This window comes from Halocynthiibacter sp. C4 (genome assembly GCF_028823805.1).
In the GTDB taxonomy this organism is placed as follows: domain Bacteria; phylum Pseudomonadota; class Alphaproteobacteria; order Rhodobacterales; family Rhodobacteraceae; genus Falsihalocynthiibacter; species Falsihalocynthiibacter halioticoli.
Genome location: NZ_JAPEIE010000002.1, coordinates 298,658 through 316,020, shown reverse-complemented (window position 1 = coordinate 316,020; position 17,363 = coordinate 298,658). Strand labels below are relative to the sequence as shown.

The 17,363-nt window shown below is 56.0% G+C and carries 17 protein-coding genes; 12 read left to right on the top strand and 5 right to left on the bottom strand.

Features of this window, described 5'->3' with window-relative positions:
* Nucleotides 1-114 precede the first annotated feature (114 nt).
* Genes OU789_RS08620 through OU789_RS08605 form a run of 4 tightly spaced genes read left to right on the top strand, consistent with a single transcriptional unit; the run spans nt 115 to nt 3,608 of the window.
* Nucleotides 115-1,014 (top strand): metal ABC transporter substrate-binding protein, encoded by a 900-nt coding sequence (locus tag OU789_RS08620; RefSeq protein ID WP_446719179.1) that lies wholly within the window; start codon nt 115-117, stop codon nt 1,012-1,014.
* On the top strand, nt 1,004-1,921 hold the full coding sequence (locus OU789_RS08615; protein WP_263952815.1) for a manganese/iron ABC transporter ATP-binding protein: 918 nt from the start codon (nt 1,004-1,006) through the stop codon (nt 1,919-1,921). The genes OU789_RS08620 and OU789_RS08615 overlap by 11 nt, the downstream gene beginning before the upstream one ends.
* The gene (locus OU789_RS08610) at nt 1,918-2,778 is read left to right on the top strand and encodes a metal ABC transporter permease (RefSeq protein WP_274655073.1); all 861 of its coding nucleotides are present in this window, start codon (nt 1,918-1,920) and stop codon (nt 2,776-2,778) included. The genes OU789_RS08615 and OU789_RS08610 overlap by 4 nt, the downstream gene beginning before the upstream one ends.
* On the top strand, nt 2,775-3,608 hold the full coding sequence (locus OU789_RS08605; protein ID WP_274655070.1) for a metal ABC transporter permease: 834 nt from the start codon (nt 2,775-2,777) through the stop codon (nt 3,606-3,608). The genes OU789_RS08610 and OU789_RS08605 overlap by 4 nt, the downstream gene beginning before the upstream one ends.
* On the opposite strand, the gene OU789_RS08600 is transcribed toward OU789_RS08605, so the two are convergent.
* On the bottom strand, nt 3,605-4,174 hold the full coding sequence (locus OU789_RS08600; RefSeq protein WP_274655068.1) for a TetR family transcriptional regulator: 570 nt from the start codon (nt 4,172-4,174) through the stop codon (nt 3,605-3,607). The genes OU789_RS08605 and OU789_RS08600 overlap by 4 nt on opposite strands.
* Before the next feature lie 114 nt (nt 4,175-4,288).
* Between OU789_RS08600 and OU789_RS08595 the strand changes: the two genes are divergently transcribed.
* Both OU789_RS08595 and OU789_RS08590 read left to right on the top strand, forming a co-directional pair.
* Entirely contained in the window at nt 4,289-4,747 is a 459-nt protein-coding gene (locus OU789_RS08595; RefSeq protein WP_274655066.1) for a (2Fe-2S)-binding protein, read from the top strand.
* 1 nt (nt 4,748) lies between these two features.
* Nucleotides 4,749-6,989, top strand: coding sequence for a xanthine dehydrogenase family protein molybdopterin-binding subunit (locus OU789_RS08590; RefSeq protein ID WP_274655064.1), 2,241 nt, complete (start codon nt 4,749-4,751; stop codon nt 6,987-6,989).
* Nucleotides 6,990-7,052: 63 nt separating this feature from the next.
* Here OU789_RS08590 and OU789_RS08585 read toward each other — a convergent pair whose 3' ends face one another.
* The gene (locus OU789_RS08585; protein WP_274655062.1) at nt 7,053-8,396 is read right to left on the bottom strand and encodes a DEAD/DEAH box helicase; all 1,344 of its coding nucleotides are present in this window, start codon (nt 8,394-8,396) and stop codon (nt 7,053-7,055) included.
* Between the two features lie 323 nt (nt 8,397-8,719).
* Nucleotides 8,720-9,586, bottom strand: a complete 867-nt coding sequence (locus tag OU789_RS08580; protein ID WP_274655060.1) for an MBL fold metallo-hydrolase — start codon at nt 9,584-9,586, stop codon at nt 8,720-8,722.
* Nucleotides 9,587-9,799: 213 nt separating this feature from the next.
* Between OU789_RS08580 and nspC the strand changes: the two genes are divergently transcribed.
* The 5 genes from nspC to OU789_RS08555 all read left to right on the top strand — a co-directional run bounded on the left by nspC (nt 9,800) and on the right by OU789_RS08555 (nt 14,188).
* Complete coding sequence (gene nspC, locus OU789_RS08575) at nt 9,800-10,903, top strand: carboxynorspermidine decarboxylase (RefSeq protein WP_274655058.1); 1,104 nt, start codon at nt 9,800-9,802, stop codon at nt 10,901-10,903.
* 20 nt (nt 10,904-10,923) lie between these two features.
* Nucleotides 10,924-12,168 (top strand): saccharopine dehydrogenase family protein, encoded by a 1,245-nt coding sequence (locus OU789_RS08570; protein WP_263952823.1) that lies wholly within the window; start codon nt 10,924-10,926, stop codon nt 12,166-12,168.
* Between the two features lie 264 nt (nt 12,169-12,432).
* Nucleotides 12,433-13,251: a VOC family protein gene (locus OU789_RS08565; RefSeq protein ID WP_274655055.1), complete on the top strand. Its 819-nt coding sequence runs from the start codon at nt 12,433-12,435 to the stop codon at nt 13,249-13,251.
* Nucleotides 13,251-13,670: a hypothetical protein gene (locus tag OU789_RS08560; RefSeq protein WP_274655053.1), complete on the top strand. Its 420-nt coding sequence runs from the start codon at nt 13,251-13,253 to the stop codon at nt 13,668-13,670. Before OU789_RS08565 ends, OU789_RS08560 begins: the two co-directional genes overlap by 1 nt.
* A gap of 137 nt (nt 13,671-13,807) precedes the next feature.
* On the top strand, nt 13,808-14,188 hold the full coding sequence (locus OU789_RS08555) for a VOC family protein (protein ID WP_274655051.1): 381 nt from the start codon (nt 13,808-13,810) through the stop codon (nt 14,186-14,188).
* A gap of 21 nt (nt 14,189-14,209) precedes the next feature.
* Here OU789_RS08555 and OU789_RS08550 read toward each other — a convergent pair whose 3' ends face one another.
* On the bottom strand, nt 14,210-14,977 hold the full coding sequence (locus OU789_RS08550; RefSeq protein WP_263952827.1) for a DeoR/GlpR family DNA-binding transcription regulator: 768 nt from the start codon (nt 14,975-14,977) through the stop codon (nt 14,210-14,212).
* 497 nt (nt 14,978-15,474) lie between these two features.
* Between OU789_RS08550 and glpK the strand changes: the two genes are divergently transcribed.
* Nucleotides 15,475-16,962: a glycerol kinase GlpK gene (gene glpK / locus OU789_RS08545; protein WP_274655049.1), complete on the top strand. Its 1,488-nt coding sequence runs from the start codon at nt 15,475-15,477 to the stop codon at nt 16,960-16,962.
* Between the two features lie 81 nt (nt 16,963-17,043).
* On the opposite strand, the gene OU789_RS08540 is transcribed toward glpK, so the two are convergent.
* Nucleotides 17,044-17,355: a cupin domain-containing protein gene (locus OU789_RS08540; RefSeq protein ID WP_263952829.1), complete on the bottom strand. Its 312-nt coding sequence runs from the start codon at nt 17,353-17,355 to the stop codon at nt 17,044-17,046.
* Nucleotides 17,356-17,363: the final 8 nt, after the last annotated feature.

The window sequence follows — 17,363 nt, the reverse complement described above, 5'->3', positions numbered from 1 at the left end:
GGCGCGACTGTTAAATTGTTGCGAATGGTTCGCAATCTCATTGACAGTTGCGAATGGTTCTCATATTGCAACAGAGACGCCAGAGTTTGGCACGCAATCAGCAGGAGAGGGCAGATCGCTATGCGACGTTTCGGACTAATTTCATCACTGGTTTTCAGCGCCTTTGTTGCGGCGCCCGCCGTTGCTGATACGTTCAAAGCTGTAACGACTTTCACCGTGATTGCTGACATGGCCGCGAATGTTGCCGGCGATGCTGCGAAGGTGCAATCGATCACCAAGTTCGGTTCTGAAATCCACGGCTACCAGCCAACGCCCAAAGATGTGCTGCGGGCGCAGGATGCGGATCTTGTTTTGTGGAACGGCATGAACCTTGAACTGTGGTTCGAACAGTTTTTTGGCAACCTGCATGATGTGCCTGCTGTTGTGATTAGTGAGGGCGTCGAGCCGATGAGCATCGGCGAGGGCTCTTACGAAGGTAAACCGAACCCGCATGCATGGATGTCGCTCGATAATGCGATGATCTACATTGATAATATCCGCGATGCCTTTGTAGAGCATGATCCCGAAAATGCCGAAACGTATAAGGCCAACGCCGAGGCCTATAAAGCGCGGCTGACCGAAGAGATCGCGCCCCTTCGGGAGCGGATCAAAGAAGTTCCCGAAGAGAAGCGCTGGCTTGTGAGTTGTGAGGGTGCGTTTAGCTATCTGATCCGTGATTTCGGCCTCAAAGAGCTGTATCTCTGGCCAATCAACGCCGATCAGACCGGCACACCGCAACAAGTCCGTAAGGTTATCGACGGGGTCCGAGAGAATGATATCGATGTGGTGTTCTGCGAAAGCACGGTGAGTTCTGATCCCGCCAAGCAAGTGGCCCGCGAGACAGGTGCCCGTTTCGGCGGCGTTCTTTATGTTGATAGTTTGACCAATGCGCGCGGCCCAGTACCAACCTATCTGGACCTTCTGCGCGTGACATCCGAGACCGTGGTGAACGGGCTTCTTGCCAATGACAACTAGCCCCACAACAGGCATCTCCGCCAGCAATGTCACCGTCACCTATCGCAACGGGACGACGGCCCTACGCGATGCGAGCTTTGAAATTCCAACCGGTACGATCACAGCGCTTGTCGGCGTGAATGGTGCCGGAAAATCTACCCTTTTCAAAGCGTTGATGGGGTTTCTTCCTGTTGCGCGAGGCGAAATATCGATCCTTGGGCAATCCGTTAAAACCGCACTGCGCGAAAACACAGTGGCCTATGTTCCGCAGGCCGAAGAGGTTGATTGGTCCTTTCCGGTATTGGTCGAGGACGTTGTGATGATGGGACGATATGGCAAGATGGGCTTCTTCCGTCGGGCCTCCGCTGCGGACCATGCGGCGGTTGATACCGCTCTGGAGCGCGTCGGCATGAGTGGCTTTCGTCACCGCCAGATCGGCGAACTTTCGGGTGGGCAACGCAAGCGGGTGTTCCTTGCGCGCGCGCTGGCGCAGGATGGCCGCGTGATCTTGTTGGATGAACCGTTCACTGGTGTTGATGTCCAAACCGAGGAGGCAATCATCGCTCTTTTGCGCGATCTGCGCGAGGAGGGGCGCGTGATGCTTGTCTCGACCCATAACCTCGGGTCGGTGCCGGAATTCTGTGACAGGACTGTCCTCGTCAAGGGCACCGTGCTGGGCTATGGCCTCACACAAGATACCTTCACCCACGAAAACCTAGAGCGCGCCTTTGGCGGCGTGCTGCGCCATTTTGTGCTTCAGGGCCAAGACCTGCACGACGATGACGACGCGCGCAGCGTGACTATCTTTACGGATGATGAACGTCCGCTCGTAACCTATGACAACCGTGTGCGGACTGCCGCGGAGGATCAGGCGACCGAAACCGAAAGCGATGACGACGAAGCAGCAGACACGGAGAAAACCCCGTGATCGAAACGCTACTGCTACCGTTCTCCTATGGTTACATGACCAACGCCATGTGGGTCTCCGCCCTTGTGGGAGCGGTATGCGCGTTTCTGTCGGCCTATCTCATGCTCAAGGGGTGGTCGCTCATTGGCGACGCGCTTAGCCATGCGATCGTGCCCGGCGTTGCGGGGGCCTATATGCTGGGCCTTCCTTTCGCATTGGGCGCGTTTCTGTCGGGCGGGTTGGCAGCAGGGGCGATGCTTTTTCTCAACCAACGTTCGGGCCTCAAAGAAGACGCAATCATCGGGATCATCTTTACGTCCTTCTTTGGGTTGGGGTTGTTCATGGTGTCGATCTCGCCCACGTCCGTGGATATCCAGACGATCACGCTTGGCAATATCCTCGCCATCACACCGGCAGATACGCTGCAATTGGCGATCATCGGCGGGGTGACGATGGTGGCGCTTTTGGCGAAATGGAAAGACCTGATGGTGACGTTCTTTGACGAGAGCCACGCGAAATCCATCGGGCTGAACACGGGCGCGCTAAAGCTTTTGTTCTTTACGCTTTTGTCGGCCAGTTGCGTTGCGGCGCTTCAAACGGTTGGCGCATTTTTGGTCATTGCTATGGTCGTAACACCAGGGGCGACGGCCTATTTGCTGACGGATCGTTTCGGGCGGCTTCTCTGGATCAGCGTGAGCATCGGTGCCCTCACGGCGTTCTTCGGGGCCTACCTCAGTTTCTTTGTCGATGGGGCAACAGGTGGGATTATTATCACGCTGCAAACAATTGTTTTCCTTCTCGTTTTCTTCTTTGCGCCCAAGCACGGAATGCGCGCCGCGCGCCGACGTGCCGCAGAAGCGCTGGAGGGCAATCCATGATGGAAACACTGCTGCTTCCGTTTCAATTCGCCTTTATGCAGAACGCGTTTTTGATCGCGCTGATCGTTGCGGTTCCGTGTTCGCTCTTGTCGTGTTTCCTCGTGCTCAAGGGGTGGTCGCTGATGGGAGATGCGGTGAGCCATGCCGTTTTACCGGGTATCGTTCTGGCCTATGTCGCGGGTATCCCGTTGTTGATCGGTGCGTTTGGCGCAGGGATGTTCTGTGCGCTCGCGACGGGATTCCTTAAGGACAATTCCCGCATCAAGCAAGACACGATCATGGGCGTTGTTTTCTCCGGAATGTTCGGCCTTGGCATCGTGCTTTACACAAAGATCGAAAGCGATGTGCATCTCGATCACATCCTTTTTGGCAATGTGCTTGGCGTTGGTGCTGCAGACCTTTGGACGGCGGGGATTATCTCGTTCTTCGTCACCGCGATACTTACCCTGAAATGGAAAGATTTTCTGCTCCACGCCTTCGATTCGGCGCAGGCGCGCGCGGTTGGTTTGCGCGTAAACCTTTTGCACTATGGGCTGCTTGCCATTCTGTCGCTGACCATCGTGGCAACGCTCAAGGCTTCGGGAATCATTCTGGCGATTGCGCTGCTGATTTCCCCAGGGGCGATTGCGTTTCTGATTACGCGCACGTTCTCGCGGATGCTTTGGGTTTCTGTGCTGGTGACAAGCCTGTCGATGGTGACGGGGATCTATGCCAGTTTCTTTATCGACAGCGCCCCCGCGCCAACGATTGTTCTGGTTCTTACGATTGTATTTATTGCGGTTTTCGTGATCTCTCAGGTGCGCGCGCGCCGGATTGCCAACACGGTTTAACCGTCGATGATGGCCTGAAGGCTCGTCGCAAGAAGCGGTGTTGCTGTGTCTGAGTGATCAAGGCCCAACCCATCGATGCGGAAGATGCGGCGGGTCATGTCAAAGCCAAGAATTGTCGAGAGGAGCAGGGCGGCTTTTTCGCCGCAATTTGCGTAGCCTTCTTCGCGGAGCTTGTCGGCCAAAACCTTAACAAACAAGTCGCTCAGCGCCTCTGTGATAACCGATACTGACTCTTCGGAGGAGGCTGATCTCAGCATCGCAAGTGTCGGGTCAAACCCTTCTTTCTTGAGCGGGTGCCCCATGAGAACAGTTGCCATATGAGCGCCGAATGTGCTCATATCGTTGCCAAAGAACTCATCTGCATTCACCGTTGCAACCACCGCCTTATAGAGCCCATGTTTCGAGCCGTAATAGCGGTTGATCAGGGCGACGTTTATGCCGGCTTCGGCGGCGATTTCGCGCATTCCGGCGCCGTCGAACCCTTTGGCCGTAAACAGTTTTTGCGCCGCTGTCAGGATGTCTTCGCGGGTCGCGTCTGCATTGCGTTTGCGTTTTACTGCCGGCACTAAAGCGCGTCCTCTATGTAAACAGTTGTTGACTTGCAGTTTGTTAGATGTAATCGTGTGTTTACTTAATGGATTGCTCACGCAATTGACAAGCAAAAACCAAGGAGGGGTTCCGTGGAATTAACAGTTAACGGCGTTTCGCGCGAGATTGATGTCGAAGAAGACATGCCGCTTTTGTGGGCGCTGCGCGACGAGCTTGGGATCAAGGGGCCGAAATACGGCTGTGGCGTTGGGCAATGCGGAGCTTGTTCTGTGTTGATTGATGGCGAATTGGCGCGGTCCTGTCAGGTGGCAGCGGTCGATGTTTGGGGCGAGGTCACAACGATTGAGGGGCTTGGTACCCCCGATAACCGCCACGCGGTTCAGGAGGCGTGGATCGCGCATCAGGTTGCACAATGCGGCTACTGCCAATCAGGTCAGATTGTCGCTGCGACGGCCTTATTGGCTGAGAACCCCGCGCCGACCGATGAAGAGATCGACGACGCCATGTCGGGCAACCTTTGTCGCTGCGGGACGTATCCGCGCATTCGTGAGGCTGTGAAAACTGCCGCGAAATCCCTTCAGGAGACTTGATATGAGCCGCATTGGAAAAATTGCCCGCCGTACATTCCTGATTGGGTCGGTCGCCGTGGTTGGCGGCGTGGCCTTTGGATATTACACCTATAAAAAGCCGATCAAAAATCCGCTGTTGGATGATCTGGCCGATGGGGAAGCCGCGCTGACGCCCTATGTGCGTATCGACCAATCCGGGGTTACCATCATCACGCCGCGTGCCGATTTGGGGCAGGGGGCGTATTCGATACAGGCCGCGCTTGTTGCTGAGGAACTGGATGTAGATCCGAGCGCGGTTAACGTTGACCCCGGCCCGCCGAGTGCCGCCTACTACAACAGCAAGATTGCTGGCGAGGGGCTGCCGTTCTCTGCGCTTGACGAGAGCACGCTGGCGAGCTCCGCGCGTGACTTCGGCGAAGGCGTGGCCAAGGTTTTGGGAATTCAGATCACGGGTGGCTCCTCGACCGTACCGGACGCTTATGAAAAGCTGCGCATCGCTGGCGCGGTGGCACGCGAAACGCTCAAGGCGGCTGCGGCCAAGGAAACGGGCGTTGCTGTTTCTGAACTTCAGACACGCGATGGTCATGTAATCCTGCCCGATGGCACCGAGATAGCCTATGCTGATTTGGCGGCCACTGCTGCGTCGATCGAGCCGATTGAGAAAGTACAACTCCGTGATGCTGCGTCGTGGGAGCGTCTGGGTAAGAGTCATGAGCGCCTTGATATCGTTGCGAAATCTACTGGTACACTGCCTTTCGGCATTGATCTGGAGATGGACGGAATGCTCTATGCTTCGGTGCGGACCAATCCGCGCATGGGTGGCGAGGTTCTGGGCTTTGACGCGACAGAGGCCGAGGGGATGCGTGGCGTTCTTAAGGTTGTGCCAATCAAGGGCGGCGCGGGCGTGATTGCCGACAATACATGGCGCGCCATACAGGCCGTGAACGCAATCGAGTTTGACTGGGGGGAAGCGCCGTATCCGGCAGAGCAGGACGCGCTCTGGGAGGCCACACGCGCGGCGATCAACTCCGATCAGCAAGACAGCCGCTTCAAGGATGAAGGCAATGTGGAGCCTGTTCTGGCCGAAGGCGGTGTGCTTGAGGCCGAGTACCGCATACCCTATCTCGCGCACGCGCCACTTGAACCGATGAACGCCGTGGTGCAACTCAAAGACGGGCGGCTTGATATTTGGACCGGAACCCAAATCCCGCGTTTCCTTGTGGCCAAGGCCGCGAAAACGGCGGGGATTGAGGCCGAGAATGTCCACCTCCACAACCAATATATGGGCGGTAGCTTCGGGCGGCGGCTTGAGGATGAATATGTCCAACAGGCTGTGGAACTTGCGGTGGCCCATCAGGGCGCACCGATTAAGATGACGTGGTCGCGCGAAGAAGACATGACACATGATTTTCCGCGACCGATGCAGGTTTCCCGCGCGCGGGGCAAGGTTCAGGACGGAAAAGTCCATGCCTATGACCTCGCCATTGCCGCGAGTTCGACCTCGGAGTCACAAATCGGGCGGCTTGGTTTCCCCGCAGCAGGGCCGGACATTGCGATTGTTCAGGGCGCTTGGGACCAACCGTTTGCGATCCCCAACTACCGCGTCACCGGATACCGTGCGCCTGCGATGGTGCCGGTAAGCTCATGGCGGTCCGTCGGGGCGTCGGGCAATGGGTTCTTGCATGGCGGTTTCCTTGACGAGTTGTTTCAGGAAGCGGGCGCTGATCCACTCGCGGAAATGCTGCGCCTATGCAACCACGACGCCAGCCGTAAGGTGATCGAAACCGTTGGCGAGATGGCCAACTGGGGCAGCGATCTTGGCGCAAACCGTGGGCGAGGCTTGGCGTTTTGCGTGAGTTTCGGTGTGCCGACCGCGGAAGTTGTCGAAATCACCCAGACAGAGAGCGGCATCAAGATCGACAAAGTCTTTGTGGCGCTTGACGTGGGGAAGGTGCTGGACCCCGTCAACTTTGACAATCAGGTCAAAGGCGGCGTGATCTGGGGGCTTGGCCATGCGATGCTGAGCGAATTGACCTATTCAGATGGGCGTACGGAGCAGGAAAACTATGATTGGTACGAAGCCATGCGGCTTTATCAGGCGCCTGAGATTTTCGTCCAAGCTGTTGATAACGGCTCACAAATTCGTGGCGTGGGGGAACCTGCGGTGCCTCCTGCTGCGCCCGCTTTGGCCAATGCGATTTTTGATGCCACTGGGCAGCGCATTCGCGAGTTGCCCTTGTCGAAACATATCGATTTCGTCTGACGCTGTTAGATGCTCAAAGGTAAACGGCCCGCGTTTTGATCACGCGGGCCGTTGTTTTTTGGGTTAGGATGCGGCGCGTTTACCGCCACCAGAGCGTCTGCGGTTGCCGCCCTTTGGTGCGCCCTGTTTCTGGCCGCCTGATTTTGGCGCGCCACGCTTTTGGCCGCGCGGTTTGCCGCCTTGGTTGCTGCCGCCGCCAGCGCCGAACCGACGTTTTCCGCCACCGCCAGCACCACCGCGTTTGCCGCCACGGCCACCACGGTTTGGCGCGGTTTCAACTTCCCAGATACGGCCGCTGGCCACATCGAGTTCGTTGCCGATTACCTTTTGGATTGCGCGAAGTTCGCCCATTTCAGAGGAGGAACAGAAGGCAATTGCCTGTCCTGACGCGCCTGCGCGGGCAGTACGGCCAATACGGTGAACATAGTTTTCCGGTACATTCGGTAGGTCGTAGTTATAGACATAGGCGACGCCCTGAATATCAATACCACGTGCAGCAACATCAGTTGCCACAAGAACGGTGATCTCGCCCTCTTTGAAGGCTTTGATCGCGCGGTCGCGCTGGCCTTGGCTTTTGTTGCCGTGGATCGACCCGGCAGCAAACCCAGCAGCGCGAAGGCTTTTCATCAGCTTCTCTGCACCATGTTTGGTCCGCAGGAACACAAGTGACATCTCGTCTTTATGTTTGGCCAGTAGTTCGACCAAAAGGCTCTGCTTGGCGGGCTGTGCCACGAAATGCACGCTTTGCGTGATCTTCTCGGCAGTTTGGCCAGAGCGCGCAACCTCGACCCGCACAGGGTTGGTCAGATAGGAGTTGGAAAGCTCCTGCATTTGCTTGGGCATCGTGGCCGAGAACAGCAGCGTTTGCCGCTCTTTTGGGAGCAGGGGAGCGATCTGGCGCAGGGCGTGGATAAAGCCGAGGTCCAGCATCTGATCCGCTTCGTCGAGCACAAGATAGCGTGTTTCAGACAGGCTCACTGCGTTACGATCGAGAAGGTCGATCAACCGGCCCGGTGTCGCGATCAGCAGGTGCGTTCCGCGGCGCAGGAATTCGATCTGGCGGTTGATGCCAACGCCACCAACAACAAGGCCCACACGAAGGTGGCTGCCTTTGGTGAAGGCTTCGAGGCTATCGGCAATCTGTTTCGCGAGCTCGCGCGTCGGAGCGAGAATCAAGCCTGCAACGTGCTTTGGCTTGGGTTTGCCGCCGTCTTTTGAAAGCGCGTGGATGAGCGGGAGGCCAAACGCGGCAGTTTTACCCGTTCCGGTCTGGGCAAGGCCCAGCACATCGCGGCCATTCATGGCGTGCGGGATGGCTTGGGTCTGGATTGGGGTCGGTTCGGTGATCCCAAGTTCTTCGAGTTTATTTACAAGGCGGGGTGTCAGCCCCAGCATATCAAAATCCATTGCGGATTATCCTTTCACAGGCGCGACCAATGCAATGACAGCAACCTGAAAGCGCGCCCACAGATATGCAGGAACGCAATACAAATTCCCCCGCCGTTGATGGCAGGGTGTGGCGTTAGGGTTGCGCGATAAATCCGGTTCGAGCCGAATTGCTCGATGGCCGTTTAGGCGCTGCCCCCCCCGCGTGATGTGGGAAACAAATAAGGTGAGGCCGCATCAGTTGCCGAATAGGGCAACGGTCTGCTCACGCGACAGAGTGCTGGCTTCGGGTGCTATGTGGTTGATTGGCGGCGTAAAGTCAAGCGGCGCAGGCGAAAGCGCGCCTAGAGTGTGTTTATCGGTACCTTGAGGTAGCGCGTGCCGTTGTCTTCGGGTTCGGGCATTTGGCCTGCGCGCATGTTGACTTGAATTGACGGAAGGATCAGGCGTGGCATCCCGAGCGTTGCATCGCGGGCCTCGCGCATATCGACAAAGCTTTCGAGCGTTGCGCCCTTTCCCACATGGACATTGAGCGCCTTTTGCTCGCCGATTGTGGTTTCCCACGCAAAATCATCCCGCCCTGGCGCTTTGTAATCATGGCCAACGAAAACACGGGTTTCATCTGGAAGTGTGAGGATTTTCTGGATCGACTGAAAGAGCCGCTCTGCCGAACCACCGGGAAAATCGCACCGTGCCGTGCCGAAATCGGGCATAAACAACGTATCGCCGACAAATGCACAATCTTCGATGACATAGGTGAGGCACGCAGGCGTATGACCCGGTGTGTGCATGACCCGCCCTTTGAGCGCGCCAATCTCGAATGTATCGCCCTCGGAGAACAGCGCATCAAACTGGCGACCGTCACGCTGGAACTCGGTGCCTTCATTGAAAATCTTGCCGAATACATCCTGAACAACGGTGATGTTCTCGCCGATGCCGATTTTGCCGCCCAAAGCTTCCTGTAGGTAAGGGGCGGCGGAGAGGTGATCAGCGTGGACATGGGTTTCGAGCACCCAGACAACATCCAGCCCCTCGCGTTTCACATAGTCGATGATCGCATCGGCAGATTGAGTGGAGGTGCGCCCCGCGGCTGGATCATAGTCCAGCACGGAATCAATGATCGCGCAGGAAGGTCCATCCGGATCCTTGACCACATATGAAATGGTATTTGTATCCGTATCAAAGAAGCTTTCGACGCTAGGATTTCTCATGATGCTCTCCCGGATGCTATTGTTAGAATATAGTGGTTTTGTTCCCGTTTAGAAGAAGAATATGGGGATACTTTTTAAATGAAGGCGTGAAATCGGGATGGTGTTCTGTCTGCGCGGCTTTGGTGGTGCGAGGCGTGACGTGGCGCATCGACTTGTCAAGGAAACCCAACCTTTCTATACGAAGTATTCTTTTGCTTGGACGAGGCGCGGATCATGCCAGAGATTGCAACGCCATATTACCAGATGGACTTGGTCGCTTTGCGCCGGAACATGGAAATCATGGCCCGTTTGCGCGCGCTTTCGGGCGCGAAAACGCTGCTGGCGCTCAAGTGTTTCGCAACGTGGTCGGTGTTTGACGAAATGCGCCCCTACATGGATGGGACGACGTCATCCTCGCTCTTTGAAGTCCGGTTGGGCCGTGAGGAGTTTGGCGGCGAAACCCATGCTTATTCTGTGGCCTATGCGGATGACGAGATTGACGAGGTCGTCAGCCACGCTGACAAGATCATTTTCAATTCCATCAGTCAGTTGGAGCGGTTCGAGGCGCAATCCGAAGGGCTTGCGCGGGGACTGCGGATCAACCCGCGGATCAGCACATCAGATTTTGACCTTGCCGATCCTGCGCGCCCCTTTAGTCGCCTTGGTGAATGGGATATGGCGCGGATTGAAACCGTTGCCGACAAAATCTCGGGCGTAATGATCCACAACAATTGCGAAAACGGCGACTTTGCGTTGTTTGACCGCATGCTTGTACAGATCGAGGGGGAGTTCGGTACGCTCCTGCATAAACTGGAGTGGGTGAGCCTTGGGGGCGGTATCCACTTTACGGGGGATGATTACCCGCTTGAGGAGTTCGCCGCGCGGCTCAAATCCTTCGCCGAAACCTATGGCGTGCAGGTGTATCTTGAGCCCGGTGAAGCCGCGATCACCAATGCCGCGAGCCTCGAGGTCACGGTGCTGGACGTGCTCAACAATGGCAAAGACCTCGCGATTGTCGATAGCTCTATCGAAGCGCATATGCTGGACCTGCTGATCTATCGCGAAACAGCCAAAGTGGCGCCCAATGAAGGGCCGCACTCTTATATGGTCTGTGGAAAATCCTGTCTTGCGGGCGATGTGTTTGGCGAGTTTGCCTTTCCTGCGCCGCTAAAGGTCGGTGACAGGATTTCGATACAAGATGCCGCCGGTTACACCATGGTCAAGAAAAACTGGTTTAACGGGGTAAAGATGCCTTCGATCGTGCTAAAGGGCGATGATGGCGAACTGCGGCTTGTCCGCCAATTCGGGTTTAAGGATTTCAAATCCAATCTGTCGTGATTAGACGAGAAAGGCACAACATGAAACGAAATGTTCTCATTATCGGCGCCGGTGGCGTTGCTCAGGTTGTGGCGCATAAATGTGCGCAGAATAACGACCTTCTTGGTGATCTTCATATCGCATCGCGGACGGTGTCGAAGTGCCATGATATCCTCGCGTCGGTAGAGGAAAAAGGCGCGATGAAGCAAGAGGGCGTGTTTGAAGCGCACGCGCTGGACGCGCTCGATATTCCGGCCACGGTTGCGCTTATCCGTAAAGTGGATGCGCAGATTGTGATCAATGTCGGCTCTGCGTTTCTGAATATGTCTGTGATGTCGGCCTGTATCGAAGCGGGAGTTGCCTACATCGATACGGCGATCCACGAAGAGCCCGACAAGATTTGCGAAAACCCGCCGTGGTACGCCAACTATGAGTGGAAGCGCCGCGAGGAATGTGCTGCCGCTGGTGTGACCGCAATTCTGGGTGCTGGGTTTGATCCGGGTGTGGTGAACGCCTATGCTAAACTCGCCGTGGATGAGTATTTTGACGACGTGCAAGAGCTTGATATCGTTGATATTAACGCAGGGTCGCACGGCAAATGGTTTTCAACCAACTTTGATCCGGAAATCAACTTCCGCGAGTTCACCGGTGTTGTCTATAGCTGGCAGGACTCAGAGTGGAAGGTGAACCAGATGTTCGAGATCGGCAAGGAGTATGACCTGCCGGTGGTGGGCAAGCAAAAAGCCTATATGTCGGGCCATGACGAAATTCACTCGATCTCGCAAAACCTCAAAATCCCGAATGTGCGGTTCTGGATGGGTTTTGGCGAGCGTTACATCACCGTTTTCACCGTTCTGAAGAACCTCGGACTGCTGTCTGAGCAGCCGGTGACAACCGCCGAAGGGCTTGAGGTTGTGCCGCTCAAGGTTGTGAAAGCTGTGTTGCCTGATCCGGCCTCGCTCGCACCTGACTATACGGGCAAAACCTGTATCGGTGATTTCGTTAAGGGCACGAAAGACGGCAAGGAGCGCGAGATATTCCTCTATAATGTCGCTGATCACGAAGAGGCCTATGCAGAGGTTGGCTCGCAAGGTATTTCCTTTACAGCGGGCGTGCCGGCGGTTGCGGCGGCGATCCTTGTGGCCTCTGGCGAGTGGGACACGGGCGATATGCGCAACATCGAGCAACTCCCGCCCAAGCCATTCCTCGGCGTTCTGGATCGCATCGGCTTGCCAACCTATATCCGCGACGAAGACGGCGAACGCCGCCTGACCGACTGGAGCTAAGGGCATCAAATTCTAGGAAAGAGGGGGCATCGGTCCCCTTTTTTCGTTCCGGTTATTAAGTGCTCGGGTTTGACCAGATGGATAATCCAATGAGGCGATGCTGCAGGTCCAGAGATCGACACCACTGTGATTGTGGCTGCTCGAAACGGCTTGGGCTATGAGGATCAACTGCCTTCACAAAATCGTGCAACTCGCCGCGAGAGAAGAGATTTCTTGAACGCGGGACGCTTCTGTGCTGTCCTGATGATGAAGGAGATTTTATTAATGCATTCCAGACGCAGATTTTTGTCTACTGCGGGATCAGCGATTGCCGCGTCGGCAATGACGGGGATTGCCGCTCCGGCGTGGGCCGCTTCCCGCCCGCACGGCAGTATCGCTTGGCTTGAGTTGAGTTCGGATGATCCTGCCGCATCCCGTTCGTTCTATAAAACCATGTTTGGCTGGACCTTCCGATCCGGCGGTGGTGGTATTGATGTCATCAAATCCTCGGGAACGGATGTGGGCATCATGGTGCCCTCTCAAGGTCGCGCAGTGACCAATCGCGCAAGTTCACAATGGGCGCCTGTCTTTTCGGTTACAGATGCCCTCAAAACGGCCAACACCGCGCGCTCTTACGGGGCGGAGCTCGTTGGAAATCCAAAGCGGATGGATGATAGTGTCTATGTCACGATGCGCGACAACCTCGGCGCGTTCATTTCGTTTTATGATGGTGAAAAAGGCATAAGTTACAACAAGGTCGGCACCCCGAACTATTGGGGCTGGATTGATTTGTTTAGCAACAGCACCGCGCGTTCGGAGCAATTCTATCGCGGTGTACTGGGTTTTTCAGTGTCGTTAGAAGATCCAAACCATAGGTTGTTTTCCGGCACTGACGGGCGAGTGAAAGGCGGCCTTGTTCCCATACCCAGATCGCAGATCTTAACCAACTGGCTGCCCTATGTACGCGTTACGAGCCTTGAAACCGCAATCGACAAGGCAAAGTCCGCCGGAGGACGCATCCTGATGTCGACAAATCAAGCCGCTGTTGTAGTTGATCCTACAAATGCGGCCATTGGGCTTACGGCCAAGAAAGGGGGCAGCTGATGCGGAAATCTATGCGATACTGCCTTGCGAGCGCTATTGGTGCCTCCATGTTCCTTGCGGCCTGTGAACCTTATGGCTATGCGTCTCCCGGCTATTATTCCGGCGGCATCTACTACAATAGCCCATATTACCGCTATCCGCCGCCCATCATCGTACCAGGAAAGCCAAACAAACCTGGTAAACCGGGCAAGCCAGGTAAACCGGATAAACCCGGGAAGCCAGACAGGCCCGGCAAACCGGATCGGCCAATTGTAAAACCTGTACCGCCGATCGGAACTGTTCCGACCAACCCGATTGCGCCGCCGCGCCCAAACCGGCCAAAGCCGGGGATTGGTTCAGCAGGACCACGGCCATTGCCTGGTCCGAAACCCGGAGGCGGATTTGGCGGAGGAGGCCGCAGTTTGGGCGGACGCCGCTAAACACATGACAAAGGGATTTGCGGCTCAACCACGAGCCGCAAATTCGCAAAAGACATAAGACGAAAAGGAGGAGGAAATTGTAACCGGCCGAATTTCAGCTGTGGGGGCGTAACTCGGCGAATAAAAGGAGATAAGCGATGCAATTAGGTACGTTTTCCCTCAGCCTGTCCGTACAGGATTTGGCAAAGTCCCGCGCTTTTTATGAGAAGCTCGGGTTTGAAATATTCCATGGCGCTGCCGATCAGGGGTGGCTGATCCTCAAAAACGGCGACGTCACACTTGGCCTGTTCCAAGGCATGTTCGAGCGCAATATGCTGACGTTCAATCCCGGATGGGCCGCAGACGCCAGTCCGCTTGAAAAGTTCACCGACGTGCGAGAGCTTCAAAAAACACTTTTAGATCAAGGCATTAATGTCGAAACGTCAGCCGGAGACGGAACTGGGCCAGCGAGCTTTATTGTTCATGATCCCGACGGTAATCCGATCCTCTTTGATCAGCATGTGGATGCGCCGGAATAATTGGAAATGCGCACGCGCGGCTTAATCTGAGTCTGCAAGCAGCACGCGGGTGTCCCATGCGCGGCATTTCTCGACAAACTCTGGCGCGACGGGTTGGTCAGTGATGAGCGCGTCAATCTCCTTGAGTGAGGCGATTTTCGCTGGCGCTGTGCGTTGGAATTTCGAGTGGTCCGCAACAAGGAAGGTTTTGCGGCTTTGGCGGACAATTGTTTTACTTACGCCAACTTCTAGCACGTCGAAATCAAGCAAATCCCCATCTCCATCCACACCGGAGCAGCTGATGACGGCGAAATCCACTTTAAACTGCTGAACAGCTTCGATGGTTAAGTCGCCTACCAGCCCACCATCAGAACGGCGCAGCATCCCGCCCGCGATCACCACCTGACAATCGGCGTTGGCGGCCAGAATATTCCCGACGTTGAGGTTGTTGGTCACAACCATGATATTCTTGTGGTGGAGCAGGGCGCGGGCCACGGCTTCAGTGCTGGTACCGATGTTGAGAAAAAGCGATGCCCCTTCAGGGATTTCGGCCGCGCAACGACGGGCGATGGCCTCTTTGGCTTGATCGTTTAGGCCGCGACGGTCTTCATAGCCTATATTCGCAACACCAGAAGGCAAAACCGCGCCGCCATGGACACGCTCGAGCTTGCCTTCGTCGGCGAGATCGCTGAGGTCGCGGCGAATGGTCTGGACAGTCACGCCAAAGCGCGCGGCAAGATCCTCAACCGTAACCTTGCCCTCTTTACGGGCGATTTCGAGAATATCGGGTTCGCGAAAATTATGTGCCATGCTCTGCCTCGGCTGTTTGTTCGTTTATGTTCGTTTTGGAAGTATGCATCAAGGAGATTTTCTGGATTGTCGCGTATGTCCCTTTAAATGCACCGTATTATTACGGGTTCGCTGTCTGATTTCGCGAAAGCGGCGCGTGAGTGTTGCCTAATTATTGTGCAGGTTGCATTGCAATCTCAACAAGTTTCGCGGCCAAACGAACATAAATGTTGACCGCAGATGTTCGTTTGGTTAGTTGACGTTACGCAACCGATCGTTTGCGAACATTTGTACCGCTTCAATGGGCCAGAGGTAGGACTAGTTCGCAAACGATCGGTGGCGAATTCTTCTTTCATCATCGTTTCTGCGCGTTTTTCGCTGCATTTTTGTTGTCCAATACGAGGGATACAGGGTGCTCGAAAGGGCTTGCACCGCGTTGCCGCTTCTCGCAAGCTGGAAGAACAGGACCCCATTTGACGTGATTTTCTGAGTGGGGTGAAAGGGCGGGGAGGAAGCAAATGCGTTATGTTCTAGCAATCGATCAGGGCACGACCTCAAGTCGGGCGATCCTGTTTGACCGTGACCTTAAGGTCGTGGCAACCGCGCAAGAGGAGTTCCCGCAGATATTCCCGCAGTCGGGCTGGGTAGAGCATGATCCGGCGGATATCTGGGCGACGACAGCAGCGACCTGCCGGATGGTGATGGAACGGGCCGAGGTGGCTTCTGCTGATATTGTGTCGATTGGTATCACCAACCAGCGCGAAACAACGTTGGTCTGGGATCGTAAAACCGGCAAGCCGGTCTACAACGCAATTGTTTGGCAGGATCGCCGCACTGCTGATATGTGCCACGCGCTGCGCGATGCGGGCCATGAAGACATGGTGCGCGAGAAAACTGGCTTGCTGCTGGACCCTTATTTCTCGGGAACCAAATTGCGCTGGATTCTCGACAATGTTGATGGCGCGCGGGCGCGGGCCGAAGCGGGCGAGTTGGTGTTTGGCACCGTCGACACCTATCTGATCTGGAAGCTGACGGGCGGCACGTCTCATGTCACCGATGCCACCAACGCCGCGCGCACGCTGCTTTACGACATCCGCAATGGGCGGTGGAGCAAGAGCATGTGCGAGCTGCTTGATATCCCAATGGAAATGCTACCAGAGGTTAAGGATTGCGCCGCCGAGTTCGGGACAACAACTGGCGAGGTTTTTGGCGCAGATGTTCCGATCCTTGGCGTTGCAGGCGATCAGCAGGCCGCGACAGTTGGGCAAGCCTGCTTTGAGGCGGGAATGATGAAATCAACCTATGGCACGGGCTGTTTTGCCTTGTTGAATACGGGCGACACGCCGGTTGTGTCAGAAAATCGCTTGCTCACTACGATTGCCTATCAGCTTGACGGCAAACCAACCTATGCCCTTGAAGGCTCTATCTTTATTGCGGGGGCGGTGGTGCAGTGGTTGCGCGATGGGCTACAGATCATTCGGGATGCAAAAGAAACCCAGCCCTTGGCCGAAAAAGCCGACGAAAGCCAGCCGCTTGTGCTTGTTCCGGCTTTCACAGGGCTTGGTGCGCCTTATTGGAATGCGGAGTGCCGTGGCGCGGTATTCGGGCTGACACGGGGTTCTGGCCCAGCAGAATTTGCCCGCGCGGCGCTGGAGAGCGTGGGATACCAAACGCGCGACCTGCTTGAGGCCATGCAATCGGACTGGAGCGGCTCGGGAGAAGAGGGCGTATTGCGCGTTGATGGCGGCATGAGCGCCAGTGATTGGGCGATGCAGTTTCTGGCCGATATCATCAATGCTCCCGTTGACCGCCCAGAAGTGGTTGAGACAACCGCTGTAGGGGTTGCATGGCTCGCAGGAATGCGCGCTGGGTTCTATCCGCAGAAGGACGAGTTTGCCGCCACATGGCGCCGTGACTGTCAGTTTACCCCCTCAATGGAAGATGACACCCGCGCGCGTAAATACGCCACGTGGAAGCGCGCCGTAGACGCGACGATGGCTGTTTGAGGGGATTGGGGCCGCATCGAAATAAAAAGGGCCAGCCCGTGCACTGCGCAGGCTGGCCCTTTTTCGTTGTATCAGAGACCTTTAGAGGAAATCTTCGCGGCGCGGTGTGAAGCAATCCACAAGCGTGCCTGGCTCCAAGCAGACGCAGCCGTGTGTTTGGCCCGACGGGATCACAAAGCTGTCGCCCGGCCCGAATTCCTGCTCTTTGTCGCCAAGCGTGAAGCGATAGCGTCCGCTTTCCACATATGTCGATTGCACATGTGGATGATTATGCAGCGCGCCGACCGCGCCTTCCGCCTCAAAGCGGAAAGCCACGACCATGAGCTCCGGAGCTTCTGACAAGACCTGACGGGTGACGTTTTCGCCCATCGAAACAACTGGAAAGTCGCTCATTGTTGCGT

Coding starts and splice junctions, on each gene's coding strand:
- OU789_RS08570 (WP_263952823.1), top strand. CDS start 10,924: ATGAAACGAAATGTTCTCATTATCGGCGCCGGTGGCGTTGCTCAGGTT.
- nspC (WP_274655058.1), top strand. CDS start 9,800: ATGCCAGAGATTGCAACGCCATATTACCAGATGGACTTGGTCGCTTTG.
- OU789_RS08555 (WP_274655051.1), top strand. CDS start 13,808: ATGCAATTAGGTACGTTTTCCCTCAGCCTGTCCGTACAGGATTTGGCA.
- OU789_RS08550 (WP_263952827.1), bottom strand. CDS start 14,977: ATGGCACATAATTTTCGCGAACCCGATATTCTCGAAATCGCCCGTAAA.
- OU789_RS08615 (WP_263952815.1), top strand. CDS start 1,004: ATGACAACTAGCCCCACAACAGGCATCTCCGCCAGCAATGTCACCGTC.
- OU789_RS08565 (WP_274655055.1), top strand. CDS start 12,433: ATGCATTCCAGACGCAGATTTTTGTCTACTGCGGGATCAGCGATTGCC.
- OU789_RS08560 (WP_274655053.1), top strand. CDS start 13,251: ATGCGGAAATCTATGCGATACTGCCTTGCGAGCGCTATTGGTGCCTCC.
- OU789_RS08580 (WP_274655060.1), bottom strand. CDS start 9,586: ATGAGAAATCCTAGCGTCGAAAGCTTCTTTGATACGGATACAAATACC.
- OU789_RS08590 (WP_274655064.1), top strand. CDS start 4,749: ATGAGCCGCATTGGAAAAATTGCCCGCCGTACATTCCTGATTGGGTCG.
- OU789_RS08605 (WP_274655070.1), top strand. CDS start 2,775: ATGATGGAAACACTGCTGCTTCCGTTTCAATTCGCCTTTATGCAGAAC.
- glpK (WP_274655049.1), top strand. CDS start 15,475: ATGCGTTATGTTCTAGCAATCGATCAGGGCACGACCTCAAGTCGGGCG.
- OU789_RS08585 (WP_274655062.1), bottom strand. CDS start 8,396: ATGGATTTTGATATGCTGGGGCTGACACCCCGCCTTGTAAATAAACTC.
- OU789_RS08540 (WP_263952829.1), bottom strand. CDS start 17,355: ATGAGCGACTTTCCAGTTGTTTCGATGGGCGAAAACGTCACCCGTCAG.